General features: G+C 34.0%; 29 protein-coding genes and 2 pseudogenes. 20 read left to right on the top strand and 11 right to left on the bottom strand.

Going from position 1 to position 23,683, the window contains the following annotated elements; genetic code table 11:
* Positions 1–182 precede the first annotated feature (182 nt).
* Positions 183–1,145, bottom strand: coding sequence for an MBL fold metallo-hydrolase (locus RCJ95_RS10365; RefSeq protein WP_257522335.1), 963 nt, complete (start codon positions 1,143–1,145; stop codon positions 183–185).
* A 138-nt stretch (positions 1,146–1,283) separates the two neighbouring features.
* On the opposite strand from RCJ95_RS10365, the gene RCJ95_RS10360 reads away from it, so the two are divergent.
* From RCJ95_RS10360 to RCJ95_RS10330, 7 genes and pseudogenes are all read left to right on the top strand, one after another.
* Positions 1,284–2,759: a methyl-accepting chemotaxis protein gene (locus tag RCJ95_RS10360; RefSeq protein ID WP_446722230.1), complete on the top strand. Its 1,476-nt coding sequence runs from the start codon at positions 1,284–1,286 to the stop codon at positions 2,757–2,759.
* A gap of 268 nt (positions 2,760–3,027) precedes the next feature.
* Complete coding sequence (locus RCJ95_RS10355; protein ID WP_004225188.1) at positions 3,028–3,501, top strand: GNAT family N-acetyltransferase; 474 nt, start codon at positions 3,028–3,030, stop codon at positions 3,499–3,501.
* Positions 3,502–3,547: 46 nt separating this feature from the next.
* Entirely contained in the window at positions 3,548–4,204 is a 657-nt protein-coding gene (locus RCJ95_RS10350; RefSeq protein ID WP_446722229.1) for a hypothetical protein, read from the top strand.
* A gap of 159 nt (positions 4,205–4,363) precedes the next feature.
* Positions 4,364–5,117 (top strand): annotated as a pseudogene (locus RCJ95_RS10345) (SDR family oxidoreductase).
* Between the two features lie 345 nt (positions 5,118–5,462).
* Positions 5,463–6,338 carry a cation diffusion facilitator family transporter gene (locus RCJ95_RS10340; protein WP_446722228.1) on the top strand — a complete coding sequence of 292 codons (876 nt, stop codon included), beginning with the start codon at positions 5,463–5,465 and terminating at the stop codon, positions 6,336–6,338.
* A 91-nt stretch (positions 6,339–6,429) separates the two neighbouring features.
* Entirely contained in the window at positions 6,430–6,552 is a 123-nt protein-coding gene (locus RCJ95_RS10335; RefSeq protein ID WP_341275683.1) for a hypothetical protein, read from the top strand.
* Between the two features lie 272 nt (positions 6,553–6,824).
* Positions 6,825–7,025 carry a cold-shock protein gene (locus RCJ95_RS10330; RefSeq protein ID WP_004225195.1) on the top strand — a complete coding sequence of 67 codons (201 nt, stop codon included), beginning with the start codon at positions 6,825–6,827 and terminating at the stop codon, positions 7,023–7,025.
* 290 nt (positions 7,026–7,315) lie between these two features.
* Here the strand turns inward: RCJ95_RS10330 and RCJ95_RS10325 are convergent, their stop codons facing one another.
* The 4 genes and pseudogenes from RCJ95_RS10325 to RCJ95_RS10310 form a co-directional block, all read right to left on the bottom strand.
* Positions 7,316–7,714, bottom strand: coding sequence for a hypothetical protein (locus RCJ95_RS10325; protein ID WP_004225196.1), 399 nt, complete (start codon positions 7,712–7,714; stop codon positions 7,316–7,318).
* 218 nt (positions 7,715–7,932) lie between these two features.
* Entirely contained in the window at positions 7,933–8,049 is a 117-nt protein-coding gene (locus tag RCJ95_RS10320) for a YjcZ family sporulation protein (protein ID WP_004225198.1), read from the bottom strand.
* Positions 8,050–8,397: 348 nt separating this feature from the next.
* Positions 8,398–8,508, bottom strand: a pseudogene (locus tag RCJ95_RS10315) (manganese catalase family protein); the annotation flags it as partial.
* A gap of 89 nt (positions 8,509–8,597) precedes the next feature.
* Positions 8,598–9,107: a DUF3231 family protein gene (locus tag RCJ95_RS10310; RefSeq protein ID WP_004225199.1), complete on the bottom strand. Its 510-nt coding sequence runs from the start codon at positions 9,105–9,107 to the stop codon at positions 8,598–8,600.
* A gap of 270 nt (positions 9,108–9,377) precedes the next feature.
* Between RCJ95_RS10310 and RCJ95_RS10305 the strand changes: the two genes are divergently transcribed.
* The 8 genes from RCJ95_RS10305 to RCJ95_RS10270 all read left to right on the top strand — a co-directional run bounded on the left by RCJ95_RS10305 (position 9,378) and on the right by RCJ95_RS10270 (position 14,104).
* Positions 9,378–9,515, top strand: coding sequence for a hypothetical protein (locus RCJ95_RS10305; protein WP_221682930.1), 138 nt, complete (start codon positions 9,378–9,380; stop codon positions 9,513–9,515).
* A 338-nt stretch (positions 9,516–9,853) separates the two neighbouring features.
* Positions 9,854–10,159, top strand: coding sequence for a YfzA family protein (locus RCJ95_RS10300; RefSeq protein ID WP_221682929.1), 306 nt, complete (start codon positions 9,854–9,856; stop codon positions 10,157–10,159).
* A gap of 15 nt (positions 10,160–10,174) precedes the next feature.
* Complete coding sequence (locus RCJ95_RS10295) at positions 10,175–10,546, top strand: GntR family transcriptional regulator (RefSeq protein ID WP_036076388.1); 372 nt, start codon at positions 10,175–10,177, stop codon at positions 10,544–10,546.
* A 5-nt stretch (positions 10,547–10,551) separates the two neighbouring features.
* Positions 10,552–11,418, top strand: coding sequence for an ABC transporter ATP-binding protein (locus RCJ95_RS10290; protein ID WP_313149783.1), 867 nt, complete (start codon positions 10,552–10,554; stop codon positions 11,416–11,418).
* Complete coding sequence (locus RCJ95_RS10285; protein WP_312130328.1) at positions 11,411–12,016, top strand: ABC-2 transporter permease; 606 nt, start codon at positions 11,411–11,413, stop codon at positions 12,014–12,016. Before RCJ95_RS10290 ends, RCJ95_RS10285 begins: the two co-directional genes overlap by 8 nt.
* 307 nt (positions 12,017–12,323) lie before the next feature.
* Positions 12,324–12,698: a DUF6713 family protein gene (locus RCJ95_RS10280; RefSeq protein ID WP_221682927.1), complete on the top strand. Its 375-nt coding sequence runs from the start codon at positions 12,324–12,326 to the stop codon at positions 12,696–12,698.
* Positions 12,699–12,793: 95 nt separating this feature from the next.
* Entirely contained in the window at positions 12,794–13,162 is a 369-nt protein-coding gene (locus tag RCJ95_RS10275; RefSeq protein WP_237898097.1) for a hypothetical protein, read from the top strand.
* Between the two features lie 462 nt (positions 13,163–13,624).
* Positions 13,625–14,104, top strand: coding sequence for a GNAT family N-acetyltransferase (locus RCJ95_RS10270; protein ID WP_257522325.1), 480 nt, complete (start codon positions 13,625–13,627; stop codon positions 14,102–14,104).
* A gap of 131 nt (positions 14,105–14,235) precedes the next feature.
* Here the strand turns inward: RCJ95_RS10270 and RCJ95_RS10265 are convergent, their stop codons facing one another.
* Positions 14,236–15,177 carry a DMT family transporter gene (locus RCJ95_RS10265; RefSeq protein ID WP_221682924.1) on the bottom strand — a complete coding sequence of 314 codons (942 nt, stop codon included), beginning with the start codon at positions 15,175–15,177 and terminating at the stop codon, positions 14,236–14,238.
* A gap of 291 nt (positions 15,178–15,468) precedes the next feature.
* On the opposite strand from RCJ95_RS10265, the gene RCJ95_RS10260 reads away from it, so the two are divergent.
* Positions 15,469–16,029: a hypothetical protein gene (locus RCJ95_RS10260; RefSeq protein WP_221682923.1), complete on the top strand. Its 561-nt coding sequence runs from the start codon at positions 15,469–15,471 to the stop codon at positions 16,027–16,029.
* A gap of 333 nt (positions 16,030–16,362) precedes the next feature.
* Here the strand turns inward: RCJ95_RS10260 and RCJ95_RS10255 are convergent, their stop codons facing one another.
* Together RCJ95_RS10255 and RCJ95_RS10250 are read right to left on the bottom strand one after the other, a co-directional pair.
* Positions 16,363–16,527, bottom strand: coding sequence for a DUF2197 domain-containing protein (locus tag RCJ95_RS10255; protein WP_257522323.1), 165 nt, complete (start codon positions 16,525–16,527; stop codon positions 16,363–16,365).
* Positions 16,528–16,558: 31 nt separating this feature from the next.
* A complete protein-coding gene (locus RCJ95_RS10250; protein WP_312130343.1) occupies positions 16,559–17,119 on the bottom strand; it encodes a TetR/AcrR family transcriptional regulator in 561 nt (186 codons plus the stop codon).
* Between the two features lie 572 nt (positions 17,120–17,691).
* Here RCJ95_RS10250 and RCJ95_RS10245 point away from each other — a divergent pair.
* The 4 genes from RCJ95_RS10245 (at position 17,692) to RCJ95_RS10230 (ending at position 21,461) form a co-directional block, all read left to right on the top strand.
* The gene (locus tag RCJ95_RS10245) at positions 17,692–18,096 is read left to right on the top strand and encodes a helix-turn-helix domain-containing protein (protein ID WP_257522322.1); all 405 of its coding nucleotides are present in this window, start codon (positions 17,692–17,694) and stop codon (positions 18,094–18,096) included.
* A gap of 255 nt (positions 18,097–18,351) precedes the next feature.
* A complete protein-coding gene (locus tag RCJ95_RS10240) occupies positions 18,352–18,741 on the top strand; it encodes a VOC family protein (protein ID WP_009370423.1) in 390 nt (129 codons plus the stop codon).
* Positions 18,742–19,470: 729 nt separating this feature from the next.
* Positions 19,471–19,791, top strand: coding sequence for a DUF1827 family protein (locus RCJ95_RS10235; RefSeq protein ID WP_221682921.1), 321 nt, complete (start codon positions 19,471–19,473; stop codon positions 19,789–19,791).
* Positions 19,792–21,245: 1,454 nt separating this feature from the next.
* Positions 21,246–21,461, top strand: coding sequence for a phosphatase PAP2 family protein (locus RCJ95_RS10230; protein ID WP_376781417.1), 216 nt, complete (start codon positions 21,246–21,248; stop codon positions 21,459–21,461).
* A gap of 244 nt (positions 21,462–21,705) precedes the next feature.
* Here RCJ95_RS10230 and RCJ95_RS10225 read toward each other — a convergent pair whose 3' ends face one another.
* The 3 genes from RCJ95_RS10225 to RCJ95_RS10215 form a co-directional block, all read right to left on the bottom strand.
* A complete protein-coding gene (locus RCJ95_RS10225; RefSeq protein ID WP_221682918.1) occupies positions 21,706–22,128 on the bottom strand; it encodes a ferritin-like domain-containing protein in 423 nt (140 codons plus the stop codon).
* Positions 22,129–22,194: 66 nt separating this feature from the next.
* Positions 22,195–22,458, bottom strand: coding sequence for a translation initiation factor 2 (locus tag RCJ95_RS10220; RefSeq protein ID WP_255601712.1), 264 nt, complete (start codon positions 22,456–22,458; stop codon positions 22,195–22,197).
* A gap of 214 nt (positions 22,459–22,672) precedes the next feature.
* Positions 22,673–23,014: a hypothetical protein gene (locus tag RCJ95_RS10215; RefSeq protein WP_004225235.1), complete on the bottom strand. Its 342-nt coding sequence runs from the start codon at positions 23,012–23,014 to the stop codon at positions 22,673–22,675.
* Positions 23,015–23,683: the final 669 nt, after the last annotated feature.

Raw genomic sequence — 23,683 nt, 5'->3', positions numbered from 1 at the left:
ATGGTCACTACTGATGAGATTTGGTGCGCTTTGATCAGAAAAGAGAGCGGGTTCACCTGAAAAAAGAGCACTTTGCGATAAAAAAAGAGCGGATTTTCCAAAAAAAAGATCGCTTCGGCCAATATTATTAGCGAATCTAAAAAAAGGTGTCCACAAAATCATTGGAGACACCTCTTTTCCTATTAAAGTGGAACCTGTGCATTTGCTTTTTCGAGGTAATCCAGTATTCCCATTGCGGACACAATGGTATCGAATGGGATGGTTTGATAGACAGGATGATCGGACGGAATGCCGTTTTCCTGTAGATAGTTGAATAAAAGTTCCTTTAAGCGAGCATCTAAGTAATGAACTTGTTCTTGGAACTGGCTGGATGACGCTTGCGCTTTTCTACCTTCTTCTAAAAAGAGCGGTGTCCAATAGCGCACCTGACGATAGGCTTCTGCTGGATTTTGATAAGCACCATAGTGACCGAAGTATAATTCACTTGCTTGTAGCTTTTCGTACAATTTTAAAGATTGTTCCATTGTTTCAGGGTTGTATTGATTTGGAGAGGTAGACGGAATGATTAAATCAATTGCTTCCTCATCCATTTCGGGATAGCGAACACCTGTTGTATCACCTACAAACAAGCCATTTGTAGCGGAATAAAGCATTGAAACATGATGCTTAGCATGCCCCTCAGTATGATAAAACGTTAAATGATGTTGACCTAGTTGCAAACGCTGTTCGTGTTGAATTTCAATAATTCTTGCAGCGTCAATGGGCACAATTGGATCAAAAAGGCGGTCAAATTCAGCGCCATAAACCCCTTTAGCACTGAGGATAAGACGACTTGGATCAATCATATGGGCTACGCCTCGTGGATGAACCACGAATTTAGCATTGGGACAGCTTTGCAAAAATAACCCTGCTCCGCCTGCATGGTCTAAATGAATATGTGTCACGATGACATAGTCTATATCCTCTACTGCAATATTTAATTTCTGTAACCCTTCCATAATATAAGGTACAGATGGGCTGGCTGAAGTTTCAATGAGAGCTATCTTTTCATCGATTAATAGATAGGAACTTGTTCGCTGCTCTCGACCTAAATCATGTGTATCGATACAGTAGAAATTTGGTGCGATTTGTTGGACGCTAGTCAATTTAATTTCCCCCTTTTATTTCAAAAATAAGCTAATTCTGCTTATAAATACAATATTTAGCTACAAAAAGTAGTTGTTATACTATATAATAATAGAAAATTAAACTGAATGTCTATTCATTTTTTTAGGGGGATAGTAATGGAGCATAAAATTCGTTATGATACACGAAAAGTTCATCGTGTAAATTTGGCTATTATCTCAATTTTGGCCATTCTAATATGTGGACCTATGATTCTATCAAAGGGCATACATTTTTTATTTATTGGGTTAGCTGTCATTGCCTTGGCGGTATGTAATTATTTTTTACCTATAAAAACGTATGTCAAAGGCTTTATTTTTGGCCTCATTCCATCAAGTGTTGTGTTTACCTTATTTTTGCTTGATAGCTTTTCATTAAATAAACATTATATTTTACTGTGTACAGTGGCTATTATTGCCCTGTATTTTAAAAAAGAATTGATTGTTTTCTTTGGGATTTTAACTAATCTTAGTTTTTTCATTTTATATATGGTCAACTCGGCATCCTTGTTAGGACCATTTGATGACACCATTGTCTTTGTGACACTTCTTGCAATCATGAATGGGGTCATTATTGCTTTTTATTTGCTGGCAAAATGGGGGAATGAATTGATTCAACATGCAGAAATCCAGCAAAATGAAGTGCAAGCATCCTTCAATCAACTACAAAATACATTTCAGGAAATCGAAAAGAGCAGTCAGGCATTGGACAAGCATGTCACACAATTCCAACAAACAATGCAAAAGATTTCTGGCTCTAGTAAGCGAATTTTAGTAGCAACAGAGGATATCTCTGCAAGTATTCAGCAGGAGGCATCGAGTTTACAAATGATCCACGGCACAATGGGTGACTCGGTTCATTTTGTCAATAAAACATTGACAATTTCGAAGGATACGGTCGTTAAATCTACTGAGCTACAACAAGAAGTATTAGCAGGATGGGATAAAATGCAGGATGCAATGACTCAAATGAGCGTTATGAGTCATGCGATGGGCTCAACTGCGGAAACTGTCAACGAGCTACAACATAGCCTACAAACGGTGGATAGTTTATTAAAGGGGATTACCCATATTGCAGAACAGACTAATTTATTGGCCTTAAATGCGGCAATAGAAGCGGCTAGAGCGGGAGAACACGGAAAAGGATTTGCGATTGTAGCAGATGAAGTGCGTAAGCTAGCAGAAGAAAGCGCTGCTATTACCGTCAGCATCACCAATGTAACAAAAACCTTGTTTGAAAAATCAACAGAGGCCCATAAACGTTCTGATGACGGTGAAAAGGCACTCCAGCATGGAGAACAGCTTTTACAGGATGTCAGTCATTTCTTTAATAGTTTAAAGGATTCTTTTACGGAAACGAATACAGATTTAACAAGAGGGATGCATGAATTAAGCAGTGCCATCTCACAATTCGAGGTAATCCAAAAGCAAATTGAAAAACTGAATCACATGACGGAGCAAAATGCAGCTTCTACGGGAGCTATTTTACATTCAGTGGAGGACGAAAATCAACTTCTTGTTAGCATGACAGATACCACCAACCACATTCAGGCTTTAAGCAACACGTTAAAGTCATTAGTGATGGCAAAGGTATAATAGAACCATTGATATTGAAATAAATGGTAGGGTAAAATAAGAGTAGGATTAACCTACCTAGATGGAGGGTATAGAGATAGTATTCATCTACATTGTTTTATCCATATCTGGTTATGGTGATTGTTTTTGAGTTTGTATGAGCCTCAGCACAATAACTTAAATACATTTGTAGTGTGTTTGCTGTGGTGAATGTCACCATTTATATAATAGCTGTAGATATATTCAGACTATAAGTCTGTTGTATGACTTGAAAAGGAGGAGGGATTCCATGAATATTCGTAGTGTACAGAGTTCAGATTACTATACTTTATCTCCATTGATTAATGAGTGGTGGGGCGGTAGGAATATGTCAGATAAGCTGCCTAAATTATTTTTTGATCACTTTACAAATACGAGCCTTATTATGGAGAAGGATGGCGAAATTATCGGCTTCCTCATTGGCTTTTTATCGCAGTCCAAAACGAATGAAGCGTTCATCCATTTTGTTGGGGTCCATCCTGATTATAGAAAACAGAATATTGCAAAAAGATTATATGATGTATTCTTTCATGTGGTGAAGCAATACCATCGAAATATTGTGAAATGTGTTACGTCGCCTATTAACGAAGTGTCCATCGCCTTCCATAAGAATCTCGGTTTTAGAATGGAAAAGGGTGACAAGGTGATCGATAATATGTCCATTCATAGTAATTATGGTGGTGAAAATCAAGATCGTGTGTTGTTTTATAAAATTCTACCGTAATTTACTTTAGATAATTGGCATATAGTCCCGAATAAGGGGGCTATACATGTTTATCAAAAGGTTATTTACGTTATGGTTTCTACTTTTAAGCATTGTTTGTGGTGCATTTTTCTTTTTTGCAAATGCACCTATTCAATATGCTGAAAAAACCAATGTTTCTATGTCACAACCTAGTAATGATGAATTATTGCGTTATATTCAGCAATATCAATTTTTAATTAGTGAGATTTCTTATACATTGCGCAAAGAATCCTATAGCTTTCTATTAGATTATGGAATTTTACCTAATGGAAAAATAGAGCTCCTTGTGTCATTACCCGAGAAGGTCGATCACAAGACAAAGCAACATATAGAAGAAACAATGCTGGACGTTATCAAAGCTAATGAATTAAACCCCATCTCTTTTCAAATAACATTAAAGCAACTCAATGAGCCAGCAGAAACGATCTCAACTCGGCTAAGTTATAATGATGTCATGGCCAATCTATTTGAGGCAATGTTTACACAAGATTTTGGCACTTTCAGCGTTGACCATAGTATGACGTCTGAGGAAATTCAAGTAAGGATTAATTTAACAGAAGAGAAAAATGACAAGGCTAAAAAGAAGGCTCAACAGTTAGCCGAAGATACGATAAAGCAACATCAATTTGATGTAGAAGCCTTTTCTATTGAAGTTCAAAATCAGATTAAAGTTTTAGATTAGAAAATTAACACGAATTTTGTTTGACTAGGTATGGTGGTCATTTCAAAGGATGTTCAGTGTAAGGGCTTTGATTTCTAAAAACGGAGCAGACCATTATGGTAATGCTCTTTTTTTATTAATAATCTCAATAACCATCAAAAAGCATGGGGGTAAAAAGAAATGAATAAAACAAAACGTAAAATAGCAATCATTACAGGTGCAAGCCACCCTCAAGATATTGGAACAGCTATTTGTAGAAGATTGGCTACAGACGGTGTCAATGTTTTTTTCGCACACTGGCATGCTGATCGTAAGTGGATAGGAGAATTCAAACAGGAAATTTTGAGTACGGGTGTTTCATGTGAAGAAATGTCAATTGATTTAGCAGATTCCCAAGCTCCAAAAAGGATACTCCAAACGGTTCGAAAAACTAGGTGTACCTTCTATTTTAGTAAATAATGCTGCCCATTCAGCACAAGATGGTTATTTAGCGTTAGATGCTCAAACATTAGACGAACATTACGCGGTGAATATGAGGTCAACCTTACTACTTTGTGTGGAATTTGCACGTCTTTTTGAAAAAGCTAATTTAAATTCAGGGAGAATCATTAATATGACATCTGGTCAAGATTTAGGTCCTATGATGGGAGAGCTAGCCTATGTAGCAACGAAAGGGGCAATTTCAGCCTTTACTAGATCATTAGCACAGGAGCTAGCACCACTGGGCATTACCGTCAATGCTGTCAATCCAGGGCCAACAGATTCTACATGGATGAATGATGAGATTAGGGGTTATCTGTTACCTAAATTTCCAATGGGTCGAATTGGGACACCACTGGATGTGGCCAAGGTGATTAGCTTTCTTGCTAGCGAGGAGGCTACATGGATAACTGGACAAATAATCCACTCAGAGGGCGGATTTCTACGAGGATAATTGAGATGAAAAGCCTTGCTACAGTTGTGGCAAGGTTTTTTACGTGCTTATAAGTACGTAAAAAGGGTCACACTCCCGAAAATGGAAATGACCAAGGTTTGTTAGGTGTGTTCGTTGGAGGAAAAAATCTTAAAGAACAGATACACTACTATTTTATTCGGTTAGTATAATAATTTCTAGGCTTTGAACCAGTATCTGAGTTTCTTCCTAAGGGCTTTATTTTTTCCCCTCATCAACACTTTTATATTCCTCCTACTTATGTATAGTAGTGCAAAAAGGTTGCTGTAGACCCACTCGATGTTGGGTTGTTATGATGATAATGTACGTAAGTGGGAGGTAAGTGAATTGGAAGCAGAAAGATATAATAATCTTAAATTAGGTGAACGTGGTGCCATCATCAGTATTATTGCATATATAATTTTATCCATCATAAAAGTTGGCATTGGTTACTTGAGTGGTTCAGAAGCTTTAAAAGCGGATGGATTGAATAATACGACAGATATTATTGCCTCTATTGCAGTACTCATTGGACTAAAGCTTTCACAAAAACCAGCAGATCATGATCATCGCTATGGTCATTGGAAAAGTGAAACCATTGCATCGATGGTCGCTTCCTTTATTATGATGGCCGTTGGTATTCAAGTATTGATCGGTGGTTTTTCTTCCATTTTTCAGGGTGGAAAAGAGTCGCCGGATATGGTTGCAGCCTATGTAGGGGTAGGATCAGCATTGGTGATGTATTTTGTCTATCGTTACAACAAACAATTGGCTGAAAAGATCAATAGTAAAGCCGTTATGGCTGCAGCTAAAGATAATTTGTCAGACGCTTGGGTAAGTATTGGAACCGCTGTAGGAATTTTGGGGTCACAACTACATATGCCTTGGTTAGATACGGTAACTGCGATCGTTGTAGGTTTCATCATTTGTAAAACAGCTTGGGAGATTTTCAAGGAAGCTTCTCATGAACTATCGGATGGATTTGATGAGAAAATTCTGCAAACATACAAAGAGATTATTTTAAAAATAGATGGCGTTAAAGGATTGAAAGAAATCAGAGGAAGAAATTATGGGAATAATGAGGTAATTGATGTCGTTATACTTGTAGATGCAAAGCTAGATATCACGAAAGCACATGATGTTGCTTCGGTTGTTGAAAAAAATATGGTGGAAGAGCAAGGAGTTTATGAAGTGCATGTCCATGTGGAGCCTAAGGAAGCATAGGGCAATTATGTCCTAAAATGTAATATTCAGCTTCAAAAAAATATACGGAATTAATGAGGTAAGGAATATCGCTATTGAAATACAAAAATAATTGCCTCTAGCTACGGGTTATCATACTGTTGGGCTAAAGGCTGACGGCACGATGTTAGCTGTTAGCAGGAATAATGAAGGCCAAGGTAATGTAGTTTCCAACTCCTCAATAAATAATCTGTAGCTACTTAATGGCGGTGAAATGACTAATTTTACCCCTTTAAATAAGTGGTATATGAAAGTTTTAGCCTTTCATTGATAAAAAATTTCACTTTACACTGGACTAATACGATTTTTTATCATATACTGTATGTAATAGAATCTTTCTTAAAGAAATAATAAATTCACATATTACAAAGAGTAATCGTGTTTTGTTAGTTACTTTTTGTAATATGTGAATTTTTTTCTTTGGAAGTTGTATGATTTTATTTAATAACATTATTGGAGGTCATTTAAATGACACAAGGTACAGTAAAATGGTTTAACGCAGAAAAAGGTTTTGGTTTCATCGAAGTAGAAGGCGGACAAGACGTATTCGCTCACTTCTCAGCTATCCAAGGTGAAGGTTTCAAATCACTTGAAGAAGGTCAAAAAGTTGAATTCACAGTTGAAGAAGGTCAACGTGGACCACAAGCTGCTAACATCGTTAAACTTTAATTTTTAAATGAAGAAAAACATTCTTAAATAGAGTGTTTTCAGTAGACAAAGTCGATTTTTTCGACTTTGTCTTTATTTTTTTCTCATTATTTTTCAAAACTTATGGTTTATTAAAAAAATAAATCACTAAAAACTAAACTTAATCATTGACCCATCCACATGTAAAGAATACATTTGTTACTTGCCTATCTCGAAAGAAGTGAGGATGTGAGGTTGTTTTACCAAGAAAGGTCTACCATCTAATAAAGGATGTAAAAGCAACAGGAGGGAGTTTGTTCAGTATGACCTGTTTACAAATCAAAACTACCTAAAACCATAAAATCTACAATAACGCCACTTACTGGATTTTCTGATCCTAATACACTAATTCCTAATACTGTCACACCACTAATATTTGTAATATTAGCAGAGACATATTTCCCACTAATATTCTTCTCTCTCATTTGAACCCTCGGTCTTAAGTTTATCGTTGAATTTGTCGAGTATACACTTGCCACTGCATAGTCAATGGTAGATAAGAGCGGATTGCCATTAGCTAATGCATTGTCTGTAAAATATAATGTGGCTATTCCATTTGCATCAGAGGTAGCTTGTCCATAAACAATGCGCTTTACTTTTTTTGGATTTGCATCTCCTGCTTTAAACACCTGCATGACTGTTGGGGCAAGTGTAATAAAATCAATGCTCATAGGCATTCTCCTTTGTTATTTTTAGCCCTAATTATGCTTGATATATTCTATGAACTGTTTGTTAGATTAGTACACTGTGTGAATAACAAACTTGACATATGTAAGCTTCCTACATATATGCTTCTATGCTACAAAGTAAGTAGTAAAAAAGGGTCACCAAGGTGGGAGACGACCCTTTGAACCTAGTATGAATATTTGAGGATATTAGAAGGTAAATATTAATGATATAAGAAAGTAGCGCCAGCAATAATTAAAAGAATAAAGAGGACAACAATTAGAGCGAATGATAAATTATCATGCTTGCCATAGTTTGAACCGTAAACTTCATATCCCATATGAAAGTCCCTCCTTTCGAGAAGCTAGAATATGTAAAGTATAGAAAGCTTCAAGCCAAATAATCGAATTTAAAACGAGATATAAATAAATGAATAAATATTGAAGGGTCACTCGGCTGAAAGTGACCCTAAGTAACAATTCGGGAGGTACAAGTTAAACTAGATTAGCTTAACACTACTATTAATATGAAAAGTTAACTCATTGTGCATAGTTTATTGCCTTTAAAATAAAAATAAGACTATAACGGTCAACCAACGTCACAGCCTATGAAGTGTGCGATACAAATATAGTCTATTTATACATTCAAAAAGCTGCAGCGTCGCAAACGCTACAGCTAAAAATATTTTATCTTTCAGGCCAGGACTATATTCATTTGGCATCTCTGGCATAACAGGTAATGGGAATCCTTCTGGTGGAGGGGACACATTTAATTCTCCACCATTTCTACTTGGAGTTTGTGCTTAGAAGTTTTCCCCTAATCTACCCCTAAAGCATATCCCATCTATACGTACGTATCTATGAGTACTGTACTAAACTAAGGGAATCTTTATTTTTCAGGATAATTAACATGTAATGGTGGTGGTACAAGCCAGCCTTTATTTTTGTTTAAACGTAAAAGTTTTGCACCAAGTTGAGCTTTAGCCATATGGAATTGCCCATACATTAATGCGATGTCTTCACGAGTAGAAGTACCCATTGCCTGACTACATGCAACTAATCCAGCTACTAGGTCAGCAGTAAGGGCAGCACTTATTTCTGGATCATTAAACTTAGCACCTGGAGGAATATCTTCAAGTCTTGCTACAGGTCTCTCAGGTGATGCAGGAGGTAGTGCAATCCCGTTTGTTTTTAGAATTTTTTCTAATTGCTTTACTTCTTCCCTGCATGTTTCGATGATATCTTCAATAATTTTTTTAAGATCTTCATCACCAGCATGATTATAAAATGTTTGATAGCCAGATATCATGCCATAGTCTGCAATTAAACCCGACCACACACTAAATACCTCACCATAATGCAACGGTTCATCTTTTGGATTTCCACCAAGAATACCCATCTGTACACATCCTTTTCTTATTTTTCGCCGTTAAAGCTAAGTTAGTATGGCTGAAAAAATAAGCAAAATTCACTTTTAATAAAATTTTTAATGTAAAAAATAAAAGAAGCCACAGAGAAAGAAATCTCTGCAGCTCTTTAAGTAGTGAGACACTACGCACTTATAGAATGGGTGTTTTTTGGTTATTTATGCGTTTGATAGCTTTGAAAAAAGTGAAAAGTATAGATTTTCTTAATAAGGCCACTTTAAAGCATATTGGAGGTGAGTGTTTTGTCAAAAGAAAAGCAAAAGAATGAAGCAGAGCAAGAAGAACTAGCAATGGAATTTAATCCTGAAGAATTAGAAGCGGTAAAAGAGGAACAAGAGCAAAAGAAAGAACAACCCTTCAATAAAAAAGAAAAGAAGTAAGGAAAAAACAAAGAAAAAGCCGCAGCGTCGTCACACGCTACAGCCATTGTCTTGCCAATTTAGTCAGATGATTCATTATATCATAAATTATCAAATTGCAACTGCAGAATGGACATATTTGAATGACAAGACACAATCAATGGCCAAGTAGTTAATAGGAGCCTGTTTTGATAATAGCTATCAAAACAGGCTCCTTCTATGTATTTGAATGCCATAGCTCATTTCACGGTAAAATTTCCTTTAAACCCAAAAAAGTGGTTGAACAAATTTTTTAATTGTGTATATAATGTTTATATAGTATATATACAATATAATGAATTGGTGGGGGGATTGTTTAAGTGGTAGGCACTGAAAAAGCGCATGAAAGTAATCTGTTAAAACGATGGATTATCACTATCTGTATATTTTTAATTGTTCAATTGATCTTTATTACGGTCGATGGGACTGCTCTGGAGCCGAACATGAACGATAGTAATAATTTAGTTGCCAGAATGGGAAGATGGATTTTGGATTCGAGGCTTTTCACCGAATGGATAACACCTTATTCCTTTCCTTTTTTTAATATGTTCATCACAATCCATGTTATTGCTATACTGATTGCAGCACTAGGGAGTATTTTTTCAACGATATTCTCAAAAAAATAAAGAAGAGGGATTGGCATGCAAATAATTATTTCGAACAGTTCAAAGGAGCCAATTTATGAACAAATTACGAATCAAATTAAATCACTTATTTTAGCAGGTGAACTACAGGAAGGCACAGCCATACCATCCATGCGTAACCTCGCAAAGGATTTACAAATTAGTGTAATAACAACAAAACGGGCTTATGAGGAATTGGAGAAGGCAGGCTTTATCTATTCCATTGTTGGCAAAGGATCGTTTGTAGCGGAGCAAAATTTGGAGGTTATACGGGAAAAGAAGCTGAAGGTTATTGAGGAACAGCTGAGTGCGGTCATTGCGAATAGCAGAGAAATAGGCCTGTCACTTGAGGAGCTAAAGGAATTATTGAAGATTTTATACGAGGAGTGAAAGGGATGGAAAATGTAGTCGAGTTAAAGAATGTAACAAAGAGGTTCAAAGGCTTTTCCGTAAATCATATAAATTTACAGGTAAAGCGAGGCTTTGTAACGGGTTTCATTGGAGCGAATGGAGCGGGTAAGTCCACAACGATAAAAACGATGATGAATCTATTAAGGCCAGATGCTGGAGAAGTTAAGCTGTTCGGATTGGACTACAAGACGCATGAGAAGGAGATTAAGCAGCGCATTGGGTTTGTATACGATGGCAATATATTTTTTGAAGGGTTGAACTTAAAAGATATAAAACGTATCGTTGCACCTGCTTACAAGCGATGGGACGATACATTATTTTATCAATACGTAGAACAATTCGAACTATCGCTTAACAAAGCAATCAAAACATTTTCAAAAGGGATGCAAATGAAGGCTTCATTGGCAATAGCCCTCTCACATCATGCAGAGCTAATCATTATGGATGAGCCAACAGCAGGATTAGATCCCATTTTTAGACGGGAGCTGTTAGATCTTTTACAGGAATTAATGGTTGATGGCAATCGCACCATTTTCTTTTCTACGCACATTACAACTGATTTAGATCGTATCGCAGATTACATAGCTTTTATACAGAAAGGGGAATTAGTATTTAATCAATCTATACACGATGTAGCTGAAAACTATGCCCTCGTTAAAGGCGAGTTGAATCTACTTGATAGAGACACTGAAAAAGCCTTTGTTCATGTACATCGTGCATCTACAGGATTTGAAGCATTAACGGATAATATCAAAGCAGCGAAAAATATTTTTGGAGACACAGTTATTATTGAACGTGCCTCTCTGGAAGATATCATGTATTACTTTAAAGGAGGCATCCATCATGCTTAACTTAATTAAACGCGATGTCATACTACAAAAAAGGCAGCTAGTACTTTTTATTCCTTTTATCTTAGTTTTTATTTTGGTGGGGACACCACCCGTTCTAATTTTTCTGGTCGCCAGTATTTTTATTCCCTTTAACACGTATGCATACGATGAAAAAGTTGAGACGAATATATTATTAAACTCCTTACCATACACACGTACAGAAATTATCGCATCCCGCTATCTTGGAGCGATTGCCTATATGATTTTATCCATAGGTGTTACAAGTCTAGCGCTTCTAGCTTTCAATAAACATTTTACGATATCTGACATTGCCATTGGTAGTGGCTTATTCTTACTATTTGCTGCGCTTACCTTCCCATTATTTCAGATATTTAAACAGGGTTATATTACAATTGTTATACTTATTAGCTTTATCCTCTTAACTTGGATTTCACGACCGATTGCATTGTATATGAATGAACACTTAACAACAATTATTGATTTTGTAGATCATACATCCGTTACAGTTTTATATACAGGGGCGACACTTTTCATAATGCTAATCTATATTATTTCTTGGGGGATTACACATATTATTTACCAACGAAAAGCCTTCTGATTGTGTGCTTTTGTTTACTCCTAGAAGATTACTTGAAAGTGGTCAATTTTAAAATTGTATGCAAGATGAATTTAAATGTCTTTATGCAAAAATTAATGAAGTAAAAAAGGTTATAACTGATAATCCTCCTTATGAAGAACCCTAGATACAGGACTGCAAGGTAATTTTTTTCACTCGATTGCTTAATATAAGGGAAAGAATAAAAGCCTCCTTAGTCCTACAAATCGACATATTTAGGCGTGTTTACTTAGTATTTCGTTAGTGATTTTATAGTAACATTTGGTATATATACTGTAGGAGGTTTGATATGCCTGATTTATTACTCATTCTTTTTTTATTTAACTTTTCTTTATTTCTTCTGCACGAAATGGATGCAATAAGACGCTCTGAGTGGCGATTGTTTATAATACTTAAAGATATGGAAGATTCAAAGGCTTATAAAGTATTCACTTTTATTCACCTGTTTCTTTACGTAATAATCCTTTCCTTACTTTTCAGTCAGTATCAAACCATCATTTTTTGGGTCCTTGATTTATTCTTCATTATTCATGCAATCCTGCATTTATTTTTTGAAAGGCATCCTCGAAATGAATTTAAAAATAGTTTTTCAAGATCCATTATTTATCCAATGGGGGTCCTTGCGGTAATACATTTAGCACTATTAATTAATATTTCGACTTAATTGTATTATAAACGAAGTTTTCAGCTAGTAATTTGCAGAAAATTATTCCAATTTGTTGGTTTTCTGCTTATTATAAAGATGGAGGTGATTATCAGATGTATAGTAATACGGCAAATATGTTGAAGCAAACGAACAATCTTATCAATGCATTGAAAAAATTGAAACAAAATCTATCTTTTGTGAAATTGTATATTAATAACGATAGAATACTGGCTATCTATTTTTTAAGTAATGCGTATAGTGATTTTAATTTATTTAAAACAATTTATTTATCTGTAACACCTGGTGATCAAACGATTGATAAGTTTTTACAGGAGTATGAAAAATTCTTTGTAGAAGTGAATAAATACTTAGAGGTCTTTAATGATGATAGCGTTGTCGAGGATAGACTTCATAAGGAAGTTTTGTTTGCGATTAATGAATTAGAAAGATATTTGTTAAATCTGTTAGATGTGTATAGATAAAAAGTTAGACATTCCTTATTTCTGAGGGGTGTCTTTTATTTTAAAGAAACTTCTTAGATAAAGCCTCTCTGGTTATAGGGATAGCGTTAGAAAATGAATAAGGAATGGTAAGGGATGAGAGAAAAATATGATTAGAAAAATTGAAATGGGCTTGTTTGTAATTGGAGTAGTCATGGCCTTAATAGGTATGCCTTATTTATTGGGGTATTCAACGAATGCATGTTTAAAATATCCTCTCTATCTAGGGTTAATATTAATGGTTGCCACTATCCCTGTAACCATATCCAAGAGAAAGTATAAGTAACAACAATGCCTAGGTACTCAAATTAATGTAGAGCCTAGGCATTTTTTAGGTGATTTATTTATCTAACGTACGTGTTTTTTTTTGAAATTTCAAATAAATGAATGACCACAACCTAATAAAGTGGTAAAGTATAGAAAAAGCGAATGGAGAATTATGTAATGGAAAAATTGAAGAAGGTTGAATTAAAGCATTTTTCAAGTGAATATATGCAAGAACTGAACGCTTTTGTCCTTACTGAAGAGCAACAACAATTTTCTGCACTGCCGAGCAATTTTGAGGAAATTAATGAAGGACAGCATCGCATTGTAATTCTAAGTGAAAATACACCTGTTGGTTTCTTTCTCCTAAATTCTAATGAACGAGTTAAGAAATATTCTACGAATAGAAATGCGATGCTCTTATCTGCATTATCAATTAATCATACGGAACAAGGGAAGGGCTACGCAAAACAAGGAATGACATTACTAGTTGAGTTTGTTAAAGCAGAATTTCCTAATTGCGATGAAATTGTTTTAGTTGTAGACAAAGATAATATACCAGCACAGAAACTATATGTAAAAGTAGGGTTTGAAGATACGAATGAAAGGCTAATAGGACGTATCGGCGAAGAAATCATCATGAGGCAATTAATAAAATAAAGATGGACCACAATCGTTACCAGAGTTTATGCTACATTTCGTAGATGAACTCTGGTTTTATGTTCTGGGGGAAATGTCGCATCCATTCTTGAAAAAGAGTTTCATCGTTCAAGGTCAGCAAAGGAAATTATTTAAAATAGCCTAATTAAAAATACACCAGCTATCATCACCATTAAACCAATTATTTGTAAAGGTTGAATTCGATTCTTTATCGAGTTAAACAATCCGAATTGCTGTACCAGTAGGCTACCAGTGATTTGACCGAATAAAGCAAGGACTACAGTTTGGCCATTTCCAATTTGATTGACAAGAAACACATTGATGAGAACATAAGATCCTCCTAAGATCCCGCCAATCCATATCCACCAAGGAGCAGATTGTTTAAAAGGCTCTTTAATATTTGTGTAAGAACGATCCTTTAACCCAACGATCATAATCAAGGTAATAGTACCAACAAAGAATGAAACAAGGGCTGCATGAGAAGAAGAGTGAAGAACTTTACCTAATTGCCCATTAACAGCAATTTGGATAGCTAGTAACATTCCTGCTAGAATGCCTACTATTCGCCAAATCCATTGATTTAACATCCTCTCCTTATTTATTTGAGGTGAATACTGGTCATTTTTCTTTCTTCGTATAGCTGTTGCTACAAAGACACCGATTAAGACTAACGATATACCAAAGATTCGATTCCATCCAAAGGAATATTGTGTGGAGTTAAACCATCCATTATGATCGATTAACATACTCATGAGAGTCATTCCAAAGATCGGTAGGATGGCCGTTTGCACACTTCCCAATTTAGGAAACAGAAGAATGTTAGTAGTTATCGCAATAGCGCCACCAATTCCCCCCAACCATATATAGATAGGTTGGTTCAACAATAAATCTAATGGAATCCCCAGTGATGAACCACTACTTACTAATGTAATAGTTAAGAAGATGACACCAATAGCGAAGGAGATCATGGAAGCTAAAAAAGGAGAAATCACAAACTTTCTTAATTGAGCATTAATGGCTGTTTGCACAGCAAAAATAGCTCCAATACTTATAGCCAAAAGTACTGCAAACATAAAAATTCATCACAACCTTTGTTGAAGAAATGTAAAACAACGCATGATTGATTATATCAAAGTACGTGTTGAATTTTATAAAGTTAAGCATTGAACGCTTAGTAGGAAATAGATTTTATTTATATGATGTGGAACTTCACCAACCACATTAAGATAACGATAAAAAATCAGTTTCTCAAAAAAGAAATGATTTTTCATGTATAGAAGCGGTTAAGAAATAGAGCTTTATGTTAATAAAGTATAGTGTAATCTCTTCATATTCTGTATATTGGTGTATGAGGAGGAGATTTAATGGCAAGAAAATGGATACTACCATTATTTATATTACTAGGTGTTTTGATCTCTGGTTGTAGTGAGGGCCAGGAAAAAGGTAGCAAAGATGGTGGGGATGTAGAAGTAACTATTCCAGCTATATTTTTTGAGGGTCAGGACATTGATTCTGTTATTTCAAAGGCAAAAAGCAGTGGGATGAAGGAAGTCAGTAAGAACGATGATGGTTCTTTAACTTATAAAATGTCTGAAACAGAACATAAAGAAATGATGAAAGGTTTAAAAGAAGGCATTCTAGCAAGTGTAGATGAGCTTGAAACAAGTGAAAAGTTCAAATCTATTAAAGATGTAACCTATGACAAATCTTTTTCAGAATTCACTTTATCTGTAAACAAAGAAGAATTTGATAATAGTCTTGACACAATGGCCTCATTCGGACTAGCTTTAACAGGTATGTACTATCAATTATTTAATGGTGTGGATGAAAAGGATTATAAAGTCAAAGTAATTTTTAAAGATGAATCAAATGGAGATGTAATTAACACGATAGTTTATCCAGATGATTTAAACAAGAAAAATTGATCGGAAGAACACCTAACGTGGGTGTTCTTTTTAAATGCTTTGAGTGCAATCGAGTTGTGCAGTAGTAGTTGTTCCTGATTCTTGATGGCTTTTTATTTTTGCAAAGGTTTTGTGTTCAAAGTAGAATGTCAGCAGCAAATTCTTAATGCACACATGAATAGGCATAAGAAAATGATAGAATTTTTTTGAAAAACGACTGACGATAGCATAGTTGTAAGTAGAGATAGACCTAAATGATTCCACAAAGCCTAGATACTCATTAATTTTGAGCCTGGGCTTTATACTTATTTAACTTGTAATCCCTTTTATTATTCTCAAGATCTGCTGAAGGAGCTATCTAAAGAAATTTTTAATAGCATCCATACGAATTTTGCTATAGCATTCTTCGCAACGGAAAATCTTATCGGTTCTTTCCTTTAACTGTCTGAATCTTAGTGACCCCTCATATACTTTGAATTTATTTCTACAACTAGAACAAATTACCTCATAGTAATGCATACCAATACCTATCCTCCTTAAGTCTGACATATTACTTTTTAGTTGATTTATCGAATATTGTAATTAGTTCTCTCGTATATTCCTCAACATTTAACTGGGGATTTCTCATTAATTCAATAGTGAAACCGTCAATGGAATTTCTTATCGCTAACGCCATTACTCTTGAACCCAATTTGGTGAATTCTCGGAAAACACCCGCGTGCATTCCTAGTGTAAGTATGTTTTCTATGGGAAGAAAAATAGCATCATCATGGTCCGCCGCAAATCGAAGTTTGCCATCAGCAGTTCTTTCATTAGAAACAATTTCAATGACAGTGAAAACATGTTGCCGATTTTCATCTATGAATCTAAGATTTGATTCAATATAAACGCTAAGCATATCTAAAGGAGATTTTTGATTTTCTATTAGAGGAGCAGTATAAGCTTGACATACCATATAGTAATCATAAATTACTTGCTCTAATAATTCCCCCTTGCTTGCAAAGTGATAGGAGATAACCCCCTTACTGATTTGTGCACGTTTTGCAATTTGACCTAAAGAAGCTTGAGCGTAACCCACCTCTGCAATGGTTTCAATAGCACATTCCACAATTTGAGTTCTACGAGCTTTTTCAATAAATGACTTTTCTTTTTGATTAGTTGTTTTATTTTTTTACTCATGCATTTATTTTAGCACGGTTGTACTAATCAATCGATTAAAAAAACATTTAGGGAGATTCCTAAATGGAGGCTTTTCTTTTACTTCGAATTTAAACCAAAGCTTGTTCAAGGCTGTTGACATGGAGTCGGCTCCATCTTTTAAGATGAATGAAATCAAAGAATGGAGTGATGGAGATGATAATTTTTACGATTATACTAATTGGGTTGTACGCAGTTTTAATAGGAGTAGCAGGGATAAAAAAATGGAAAGAAGTTGGATTTGAAGTACGAACATTCATATTTGTTATCGTATCGATAAGTATTCTCTTAATACTATGTATACCAAACAAAGGTTGGTTATTTATATTACTAATAATTGCATTTATCTTGTTACATATACTAGCAGTTACAGAAGGGAGGTTAACACATGGACGAATTACTTTCAGCCATCATATCATTCGTTTCATTTTCCATTGTATAATTGCCCTAATGGTTTATAAATTTATATTATAGAAGGGGATCATAATGAAAATTGGTGAATTTGCAATATGTACTGGTCTTAGTAAAGATACGATACGTTATTATGAAAAAATGAAATTATTGCATCCAGAAATTAAAAATAAGCACCGCAATTATAACAAGAAAGACATTGATACAGTGGAAGCAATCCTTAAACTTAAACAAACGGGATTTACTCTTCAAGAAATCAAAATGCTTTTTGATTGGTCGGGAAATATTGATCAAAATAAAAAACTGACAAAAGAAGAAATACAAAACCTGCTTGAAATAAAAGTTATATTCCAAGAAAAGTATGAGCAGATGATACAAAGAGAACATCAGATTAAACAAATTAAACAAGTTTTATTAAATACAGATAATAAAATAAAACAAATTTTAGAGAAAAATAAAGAAGAAAATTGTTGGTTTTAATGAGGTGTTTAGAAAATAAAGGATTAGAATATACCAATAACTAAAGCTGTTTGACGTTCTAATTGAACGTTTGAAACGAACGTCTGAAGATGAGAAACAATATTTTAAGCTGCTTCTATTTAGTTATTTCTAAAAGTGTTGTTCCTTCAACTTATCGAGAAGGTTAGTACAAGAAGGAATAGTAGAATATCACGTTGAAATAGAAAAAATATAGAGTTCCACAAGTAGAAATAAATTATTAAGGAGGATGTATTTGTGACTAGCCATGACTACAAATCACCAATAAAAAACAGAATTGGAGGTGTATTTGTTCCAGTTCGTAACCTAGAGAAAGCAAAAGAATGGTACAGAAAAATACTAGGTTTGGAAGGGGGAGAAGAATATTTTGGACATTTATTCGTGGTACCTATGAAAGGTACAGCTGGATTAATTTTAGATTCCATGCCAAAGTGGAGAAAAGAAGATGGTGATATTTCCACTTACCAAGTTCCGTCAATTCAGCTTTTGACCGATGATATTGAAGCTTCTTATCAATTTATGAAAGAAAATAATGTTGAACTTGTTACAGAGATTCAGGATAATTTTTATTTTGTGTTCAAAGATTTAGATGGCAATTTACTAATGATTTGTAAAGAAGCTTCTTAAAAAGATGTGAACATTGCCTTTGGGACTTACTAAATAAATCAAACCTTATTGAGTTGATCTACAGTCTGCTAAAACTACTGGAGGTATTAATAAAACAGAAAGATTACTGGAAAGAAAGTGGTGCTTCAATAGCAACTGAATATGCATTGTACAAACTGAGGTACAAAAGTGCGCGTACCGCAGTTAAATACATTTAGATACGCTTCGTTAGACAGGTATAGAAACCCCTTGATATCAAAGGGGTGGGGAGGTTCGGTGTAAACCGTACCTCAATTTGTACCCCACTTTTAATAGTTTTAGAGAGATTGATCAAAATGAAAGAATTGACGCATTACTTGCAACGGACCAGTCTGTGGAATTGCAGATTTATAAAAATTAGAAGATAGTCTATAACAATGAAAGCAAAACAACAAAAATATCCAAGATTTTATGATATTTTGTTCAGAAGTTGTACAGGTAGAAGTGTTAATCTACAAAAGCAATACTCCGACGACAAAAAAGCCCAGGTACTCAATTAATTTTGAGCCTGGATTTTTTTGTATTTAATATTTTATCATTAAAAAATTAACGAGTTATATATAAATCTTAGCTTTATAGTATTTAGAAGAAAGAATTTAATCACTATCAAATAACAAAATATTTTTATTTTCATAAATTTTACCTTGCTAAATAGCAAACACTTGTTCTATTATAAGTACAAACGAATGTTCTGAAAAAGGAGAGGTCAAAATGGCGAAAATATATAATTTTCCAACTAAAACATTTCGAGATATAACAAAAGAAAGAGTCGATGTTGTAACTATTGCTTCTGGTTTTATGGGTGGCGTTGTAAAGGTATATGAATGTGAAGGGACAGTCATTATTCATAGTGAAAATAAGAAATCTAGCCATGCTAGTATTTCAAATGATCTTGGTCAGGTTAAAGAATGGGAGATTAGATATACAATAGAACATATTTTAAAAAGAGGCATTACAGAGGTGAATATAAAAGTTAGTAATACAGGAGTTGTTCATATTCGTAATAAAGAAATTAATTTACTTTCTCAGTAAAGTCAGGTCACTTATAAAATAATATGAGTACTAGTTATATCGTTAATAGTCTTTTTTAAACGTAGATGGCAACTATCACTTCGACTGTTAGAGGCTTTTTAAATTGTTCCTGCTAACTCTGATAGCAAGTAATTATCAAATTGCTTGGAATGATCATGTACAAGAAATAACAGGTCAATTGGAGTTAAATATCTAAGAGATATTGTTCTGTAAAGTTATTTAACTTTTAGAGGTTTTACAAAGAATGAAATGAACATAACAGAAACCCCTATAGCAATGAGTAGTATTGCAATAGATTTATTTGAAATAAATGAATTGTATTCTAGGGCACCTGTTAATCTCGCTGATCCGATTGAAAGTATACGATGCCTAAAACAAATATGATATGTCCAATTTTAGAATGTGTTTTCATTTTATAACAACTCCTGATATTTAGGTAATGACTTACGAAATAATAACATGATTAGGTAATATTTGAAAATATGGTTTGGTTTGATTATTGCACAATATGAGTATTTGATGTTGATGGAGGAAGTACAAAATTGCGAAAGTCAATATGGGCTGTCAGTAAATTGATATGAATTGATAATAAAGGAGTATGTTTTATGAAACCATTTATGTTACGTCATAAGCTGGGTTGGCTACCTAGCAAATTAGAGTATTGCAGAACCTATACCATAGGTTTTAAAGTTGAAACATACGATAGTTATACTTTCAAGCTAACAAAGAATAGTAAGTATGTAAGATTAGTAAATAACAATAAAGAAATGGTGTTAAAATGGTGTTAGGAAAAGAGAATTAAAGAGATATTTCAAGGATGGTTGTTTACAGTTTCTAACTACACAATATGAGGAAGGTGCTTGAAAGATAGTAAACTATTAACCTTTTTCTTTTTTTGGTTTAACAAAGTAAGAAATGAACATTACAATAACGCCAATAGGTATGTATAGTAGTGCAACAGATTGATTTGGAATAACTGAATCATATTCAAGGAAACCAGATAATCTTCCCACTCCAGTTATCATCAAAGTAATACCGAAAATAAATATGATATATCTATTTGTAGAATGTATTTTCAACGCATAACAACCCCCGAGGCTTCCTAATAATTTATATAAGGATAACATAAAGTGGTAAATATTGCATTATTCAGATTGATTCAATTATACATTATGAATATGCAAAAAAAAACACGTTCACTTGTACGTGTAGAAACGAGCAATTGAGACAACTAATCATTAAGAGTTTCAAATCAAAATGACAATAATATTAGGATAATGCTCATGTGCGCCAAGTATTGCTTTCGTTTTGGCTGAAATTATAGGGAAATTTGCAGGGTTATTACATTTTAATCACCAACCATTTGCTGTCCTTTGGAATACAAATCAGTTGATAGAAAAAGAATAAATAATTCATTTCCAAGTGATCATACCATATTATTTTTTTCATTCTGTATGTCCCTTTGGTTATTGAAAAAAGGAAAATGGATTCTATGGATTTTGCTTGCTATATTAGTCGGAATTTCACGTATTTGGATAGGAGTTCATTATCCTTTAGAGGTAATTGTAGGTGCTCTTATTGGTATTATTTCTGCAATAATCATTTATTTTACACTTTCGAAATTAACACTAAGGGAGAGGAACTACAGGCTGTTAGAAAAGTTAGAGTAAGAACCACGCTAGAAGCGGCTAATGTTAACGATAAGCAAGGTGCAAAAAATAGAAGAAATGGTGCAGAATGTGCCTGAAATAGTGGATGAATCTGTCAAAGAACAAAAATATGAACAGCTGAGTTTGTTTTGAAATTAACATATACAAGTTTAGTTTTTTATAGCTCTGTAGTGAATTGAAAGTATTATTCATAAGTACAGTTAATAAATAAAAAAACCGACATTTAGTCGGTAATGTTTCTTTATCAATATTGGTTAATAAAGAATAAAAACCAAACTGCGTGATTCTGTTCGTCTGAAGCATTTGAACTAAATTGATTACTAATATAAGGAATATTATATTCTCTAGCAACACGGTGATAAAATTCAACTGCTTCTTGTTCATCTTTAAATGCAGTTAGGATACCACTCTTAAAATTCTGTGGTAATGTTTCGTTTATCTGTGGAGATGGTTGTTGACCAGTTAGGTAAGTATAGGTATAAACAAAACCTTGGAAATGTCTCATTTCATCTTTTCGTATTTCTAGTATACGATTTTTAACTTCTTCATTTGGAGCAAGTTGTGCTAAATGCTTATAAAATCGAATAGCATTATATTCGCCATTAATGGCTTTATTAAGGTCGAGAATTAATCTATTGTTTAAAGTTTGTTGTACATTGTATTGCAAATGTTTACCCTCCTTTTTACTTATTATTTTCAATGTCATTTTTAAAAGTATTTAGGAAAAATTAGGTTATTTCATTAATTTTTTTACTTGTTTTAGTTCGTTTATTAAATAATCTATTTGCTTCTGAAGATCTTCTACTTCTTTAGATTGGTCACTATTTTTGGCTTGAGGATTCTCGTTATTTGATTTTTCTAGAGCATTTAATGCTAAACCAGCTGCAACAGCAGAAAGACCATCGCCCAGAGTTGCAATTGAGGCCCCAATATAGGCAAGTCTTGCTATCTGAATTTCTGTAGTCACAGAAGGTTGTTGTGGATTATTTTTATTCATTTTAATTAATATCCCCTTTACTTTCATAGTGATGAATTACCTCAAACGTATTCTATGTATTTCAGTATAGAAAGGTGACGACAAAAATTGACTGTAGGGTTTTACTCAAAGCCTCGATCAGAGAGAAATTGAAAGGGGAAATGAATAATACGAAAAGCCTTATAACTGAGTATAAGGCTTCCTAGATTTTAATTGATAAAATCTGTTTATAAAATTAAAGAATCGGTGTTAATTCTGAGTTCACAAATCGTTGGGCATCGATGATTACACCTGATGCTGTTCGACCGTAAACGCTGTATAATCCACCTGTTTGATTAGGAACAATCTCAACTTCATATTGAGCAGATCCACCTACACTTGGCGTTACAAAAGTAGAAGCGTTGGCATTAGCAGCAAAAGGTGTTGTTGATAATAATTGTCTCGTGCCGTTTAGTCTGAAAACCCTTACTACTCCTGTTAATAAACCTCCAGTGAGATTAAGAACTTTGATACGAACGCTAGATGCATTAGCTGGTAGATTTCCTGTATTTTCAATTGGCCCAGTAGTTAAAGGCATGTAATTTTCACCTCCATTTAACGAAAGATTAATAATCTGCAGATTACCTTTTCATAATATGCATTACGCTTCTACATTCATTAGACTTATTAATCAAGTTTCTTTAAAAATAAAAGCAAAGTGTGAATTGTTTAGTAGAAAGTGTAATAGAAGTGAATCTGTAAACAAAGGTGAATCCATATACAAAGACAAAATACCGTAGTAGTAACACCTAATATTGTGTAAGCGATATTGAAAATTTTAAAGATTAAACGAAAATAGAATGATTATACATTTTTAGAAGATTTATTTGGTAAAATTATGTATCGTTTAGAAAACAAATTTTGAGGTGTCAAATGGATTTAAAATTAATGGAGCAGTATAGTTGAATAACGATATGGGTTTTTGTGGTAAAAAAGTAGACGGTAGGTGCATCTTAATCTTTACAGGAAAGAATAGCCAAACCAGAAGCAATAATCTTTGAGAAAGCAGCCTTAAACTAAGAGGCCCGATGTAGTTAAATTTATGAAATGTTACAAATGTGCCAAATGGAGGGGAGGTCGGACAGGTAAATCCTTCTTCACTTGGTATTTATAAAAGCCTAAATGCAAACAATATGTGCGGGTTGTGAGAAAAATCAATGTTTCTTTAGATTCTAAGCCCCATGTATATCAGAAAATGCAATCATAA

The sequence above is a fragment of the Lysinibacillus sp. BSL11 genome, from assembly GCF_052928325.1.
Note: the sequence above shows the minus strand (reverse complement) of the source record. Positions and strands in the feature narration are given on the sequence as shown.

Coding starts and splice junctions, on each gene's coding strand:
- RCJ95_RS10360 (WP_446722230.1), top strand. CDS start 1,284: ATGGAGCATAAAATTCGTTATGATACACGAAAAGTTCATCGTGTAAAT.
- RCJ95_RS10330 (WP_004225195.1), top strand. CDS start 6,825: ATGACACAAGGTACAGTAAAATGGTTTAACGCAGAAAAAGGTTTTGGT.
- RCJ95_RS10285 (WP_312130328.1), top strand. CDS start 11,411: ATGCTTAACTTAATTAAACGCGATGTCATACTACAAAAAAGGCAGCTA.
- RCJ95_RS10355 (WP_004225188.1), top strand. CDS start 3,028: ATGAATATTCGTAGTGTACAGAGTTCAGATTACTATACTTTATCTCCA.
- RCJ95_RS10275 (WP_237898097.1), top strand. CDS start 12,794: ATGTATAGTAATACGGCAAATATGTTGAAGCAAACGAACAATCTTATC.
- RCJ95_RS10215 (WP_004225235.1), bottom strand. CDS start 23,014: ATGCCTTTAACTACTGGGCCAATTGAAAATACAGGAAATCTACCAGCT.
- RCJ95_RS10295 (WP_036076388.1), top strand. CDS start 10,175: ATGCAAATAATTATTTCGAACAGTTCAAAGGAGCCAATTTATGAACAA.
- RCJ95_RS10230 (WP_376781417.1), top strand. CDS start 21,246: ATGTCCCTTTGGTTATTGAAAAAAGGAAAATGGATTCTATGGATTTTG.
- RCJ95_RS10255 (WP_257522323.1), bottom strand. CDS start 16,527: ATGCATTACTATGAGGTAATTTGTTCTAGTTGTAGAAATAAATTCAAA.
- RCJ95_RS10310 (WP_004225199.1), bottom strand. CDS start 9,107: ATGGGTATTCTTGGTGGAAATCCAAAAGATGAACCGTTGCATTATGGT.
- RCJ95_RS10280 (WP_221682927.1), top strand. CDS start 12,324: ATGCCTGATTTATTACTCATTCTTTTTTTATTTAACTTTTCTTTATTT.
- RCJ95_RS10350 (WP_446722229.1), top strand. CDS start 3,548: ATGTTTATCAAAAGGTTATTTACGTTATGGTTTCTACTTTTAAGCATT.
- RCJ95_RS10290 (WP_313149783.1), top strand. CDS start 10,552: ATGGAAAATGTAGTCGAGTTAAAGAATGTAACAAAGAGGTTCAAAGGC.
- RCJ95_RS10220 (WP_255601712.1), bottom strand. CDS start 22,458: ATGAATAAAAATAATCCACAACAACCTTCTGTGACTACAGAAATTCAG.
- RCJ95_RS10245 (WP_257522322.1), top strand. CDS start 17,692: ATGAAAATTGGTGAATTTGCAATATGTACTGGTCTTAGTAAAGATACG.
- RCJ95_RS10270 (WP_257522325.1), top strand. CDS start 13,625: ATGGAAAAATTGAAGAAGGTTGAATTAAAGCATTTTTCAAGTGAATAT.
- RCJ95_RS10260 (WP_221682923.1), top strand. CDS start 15,469: ATGGCAAGAAAATGGATACTACCATTATTTATATTACTAGGTGTTTTG.
- RCJ95_RS10325 (WP_004225196.1), bottom strand. CDS start 7,714: ATGAGCATTGATTTTATTACACTTGCCCCAACAGTCATGCAGGTGTTT.
- RCJ95_RS10235 (WP_221682921.1), top strand. CDS start 19,471: ATGGCGAAAATATATAATTTTCCAACTAAAACATTTCGAGATATAACA.
- RCJ95_RS10320 (WP_004225198.1), bottom strand. CDS start 8,049: ATGGGATATGAAGTTTACGGTTCAAACTATGGCAAGCATGATAATTTA.
- RCJ95_RS10265 (WP_221682924.1), bottom strand. CDS start 15,177: ATGTTTGCAGTACTTTTGGCTATAAGTATTGGAGCTATTTTTGCTGTG.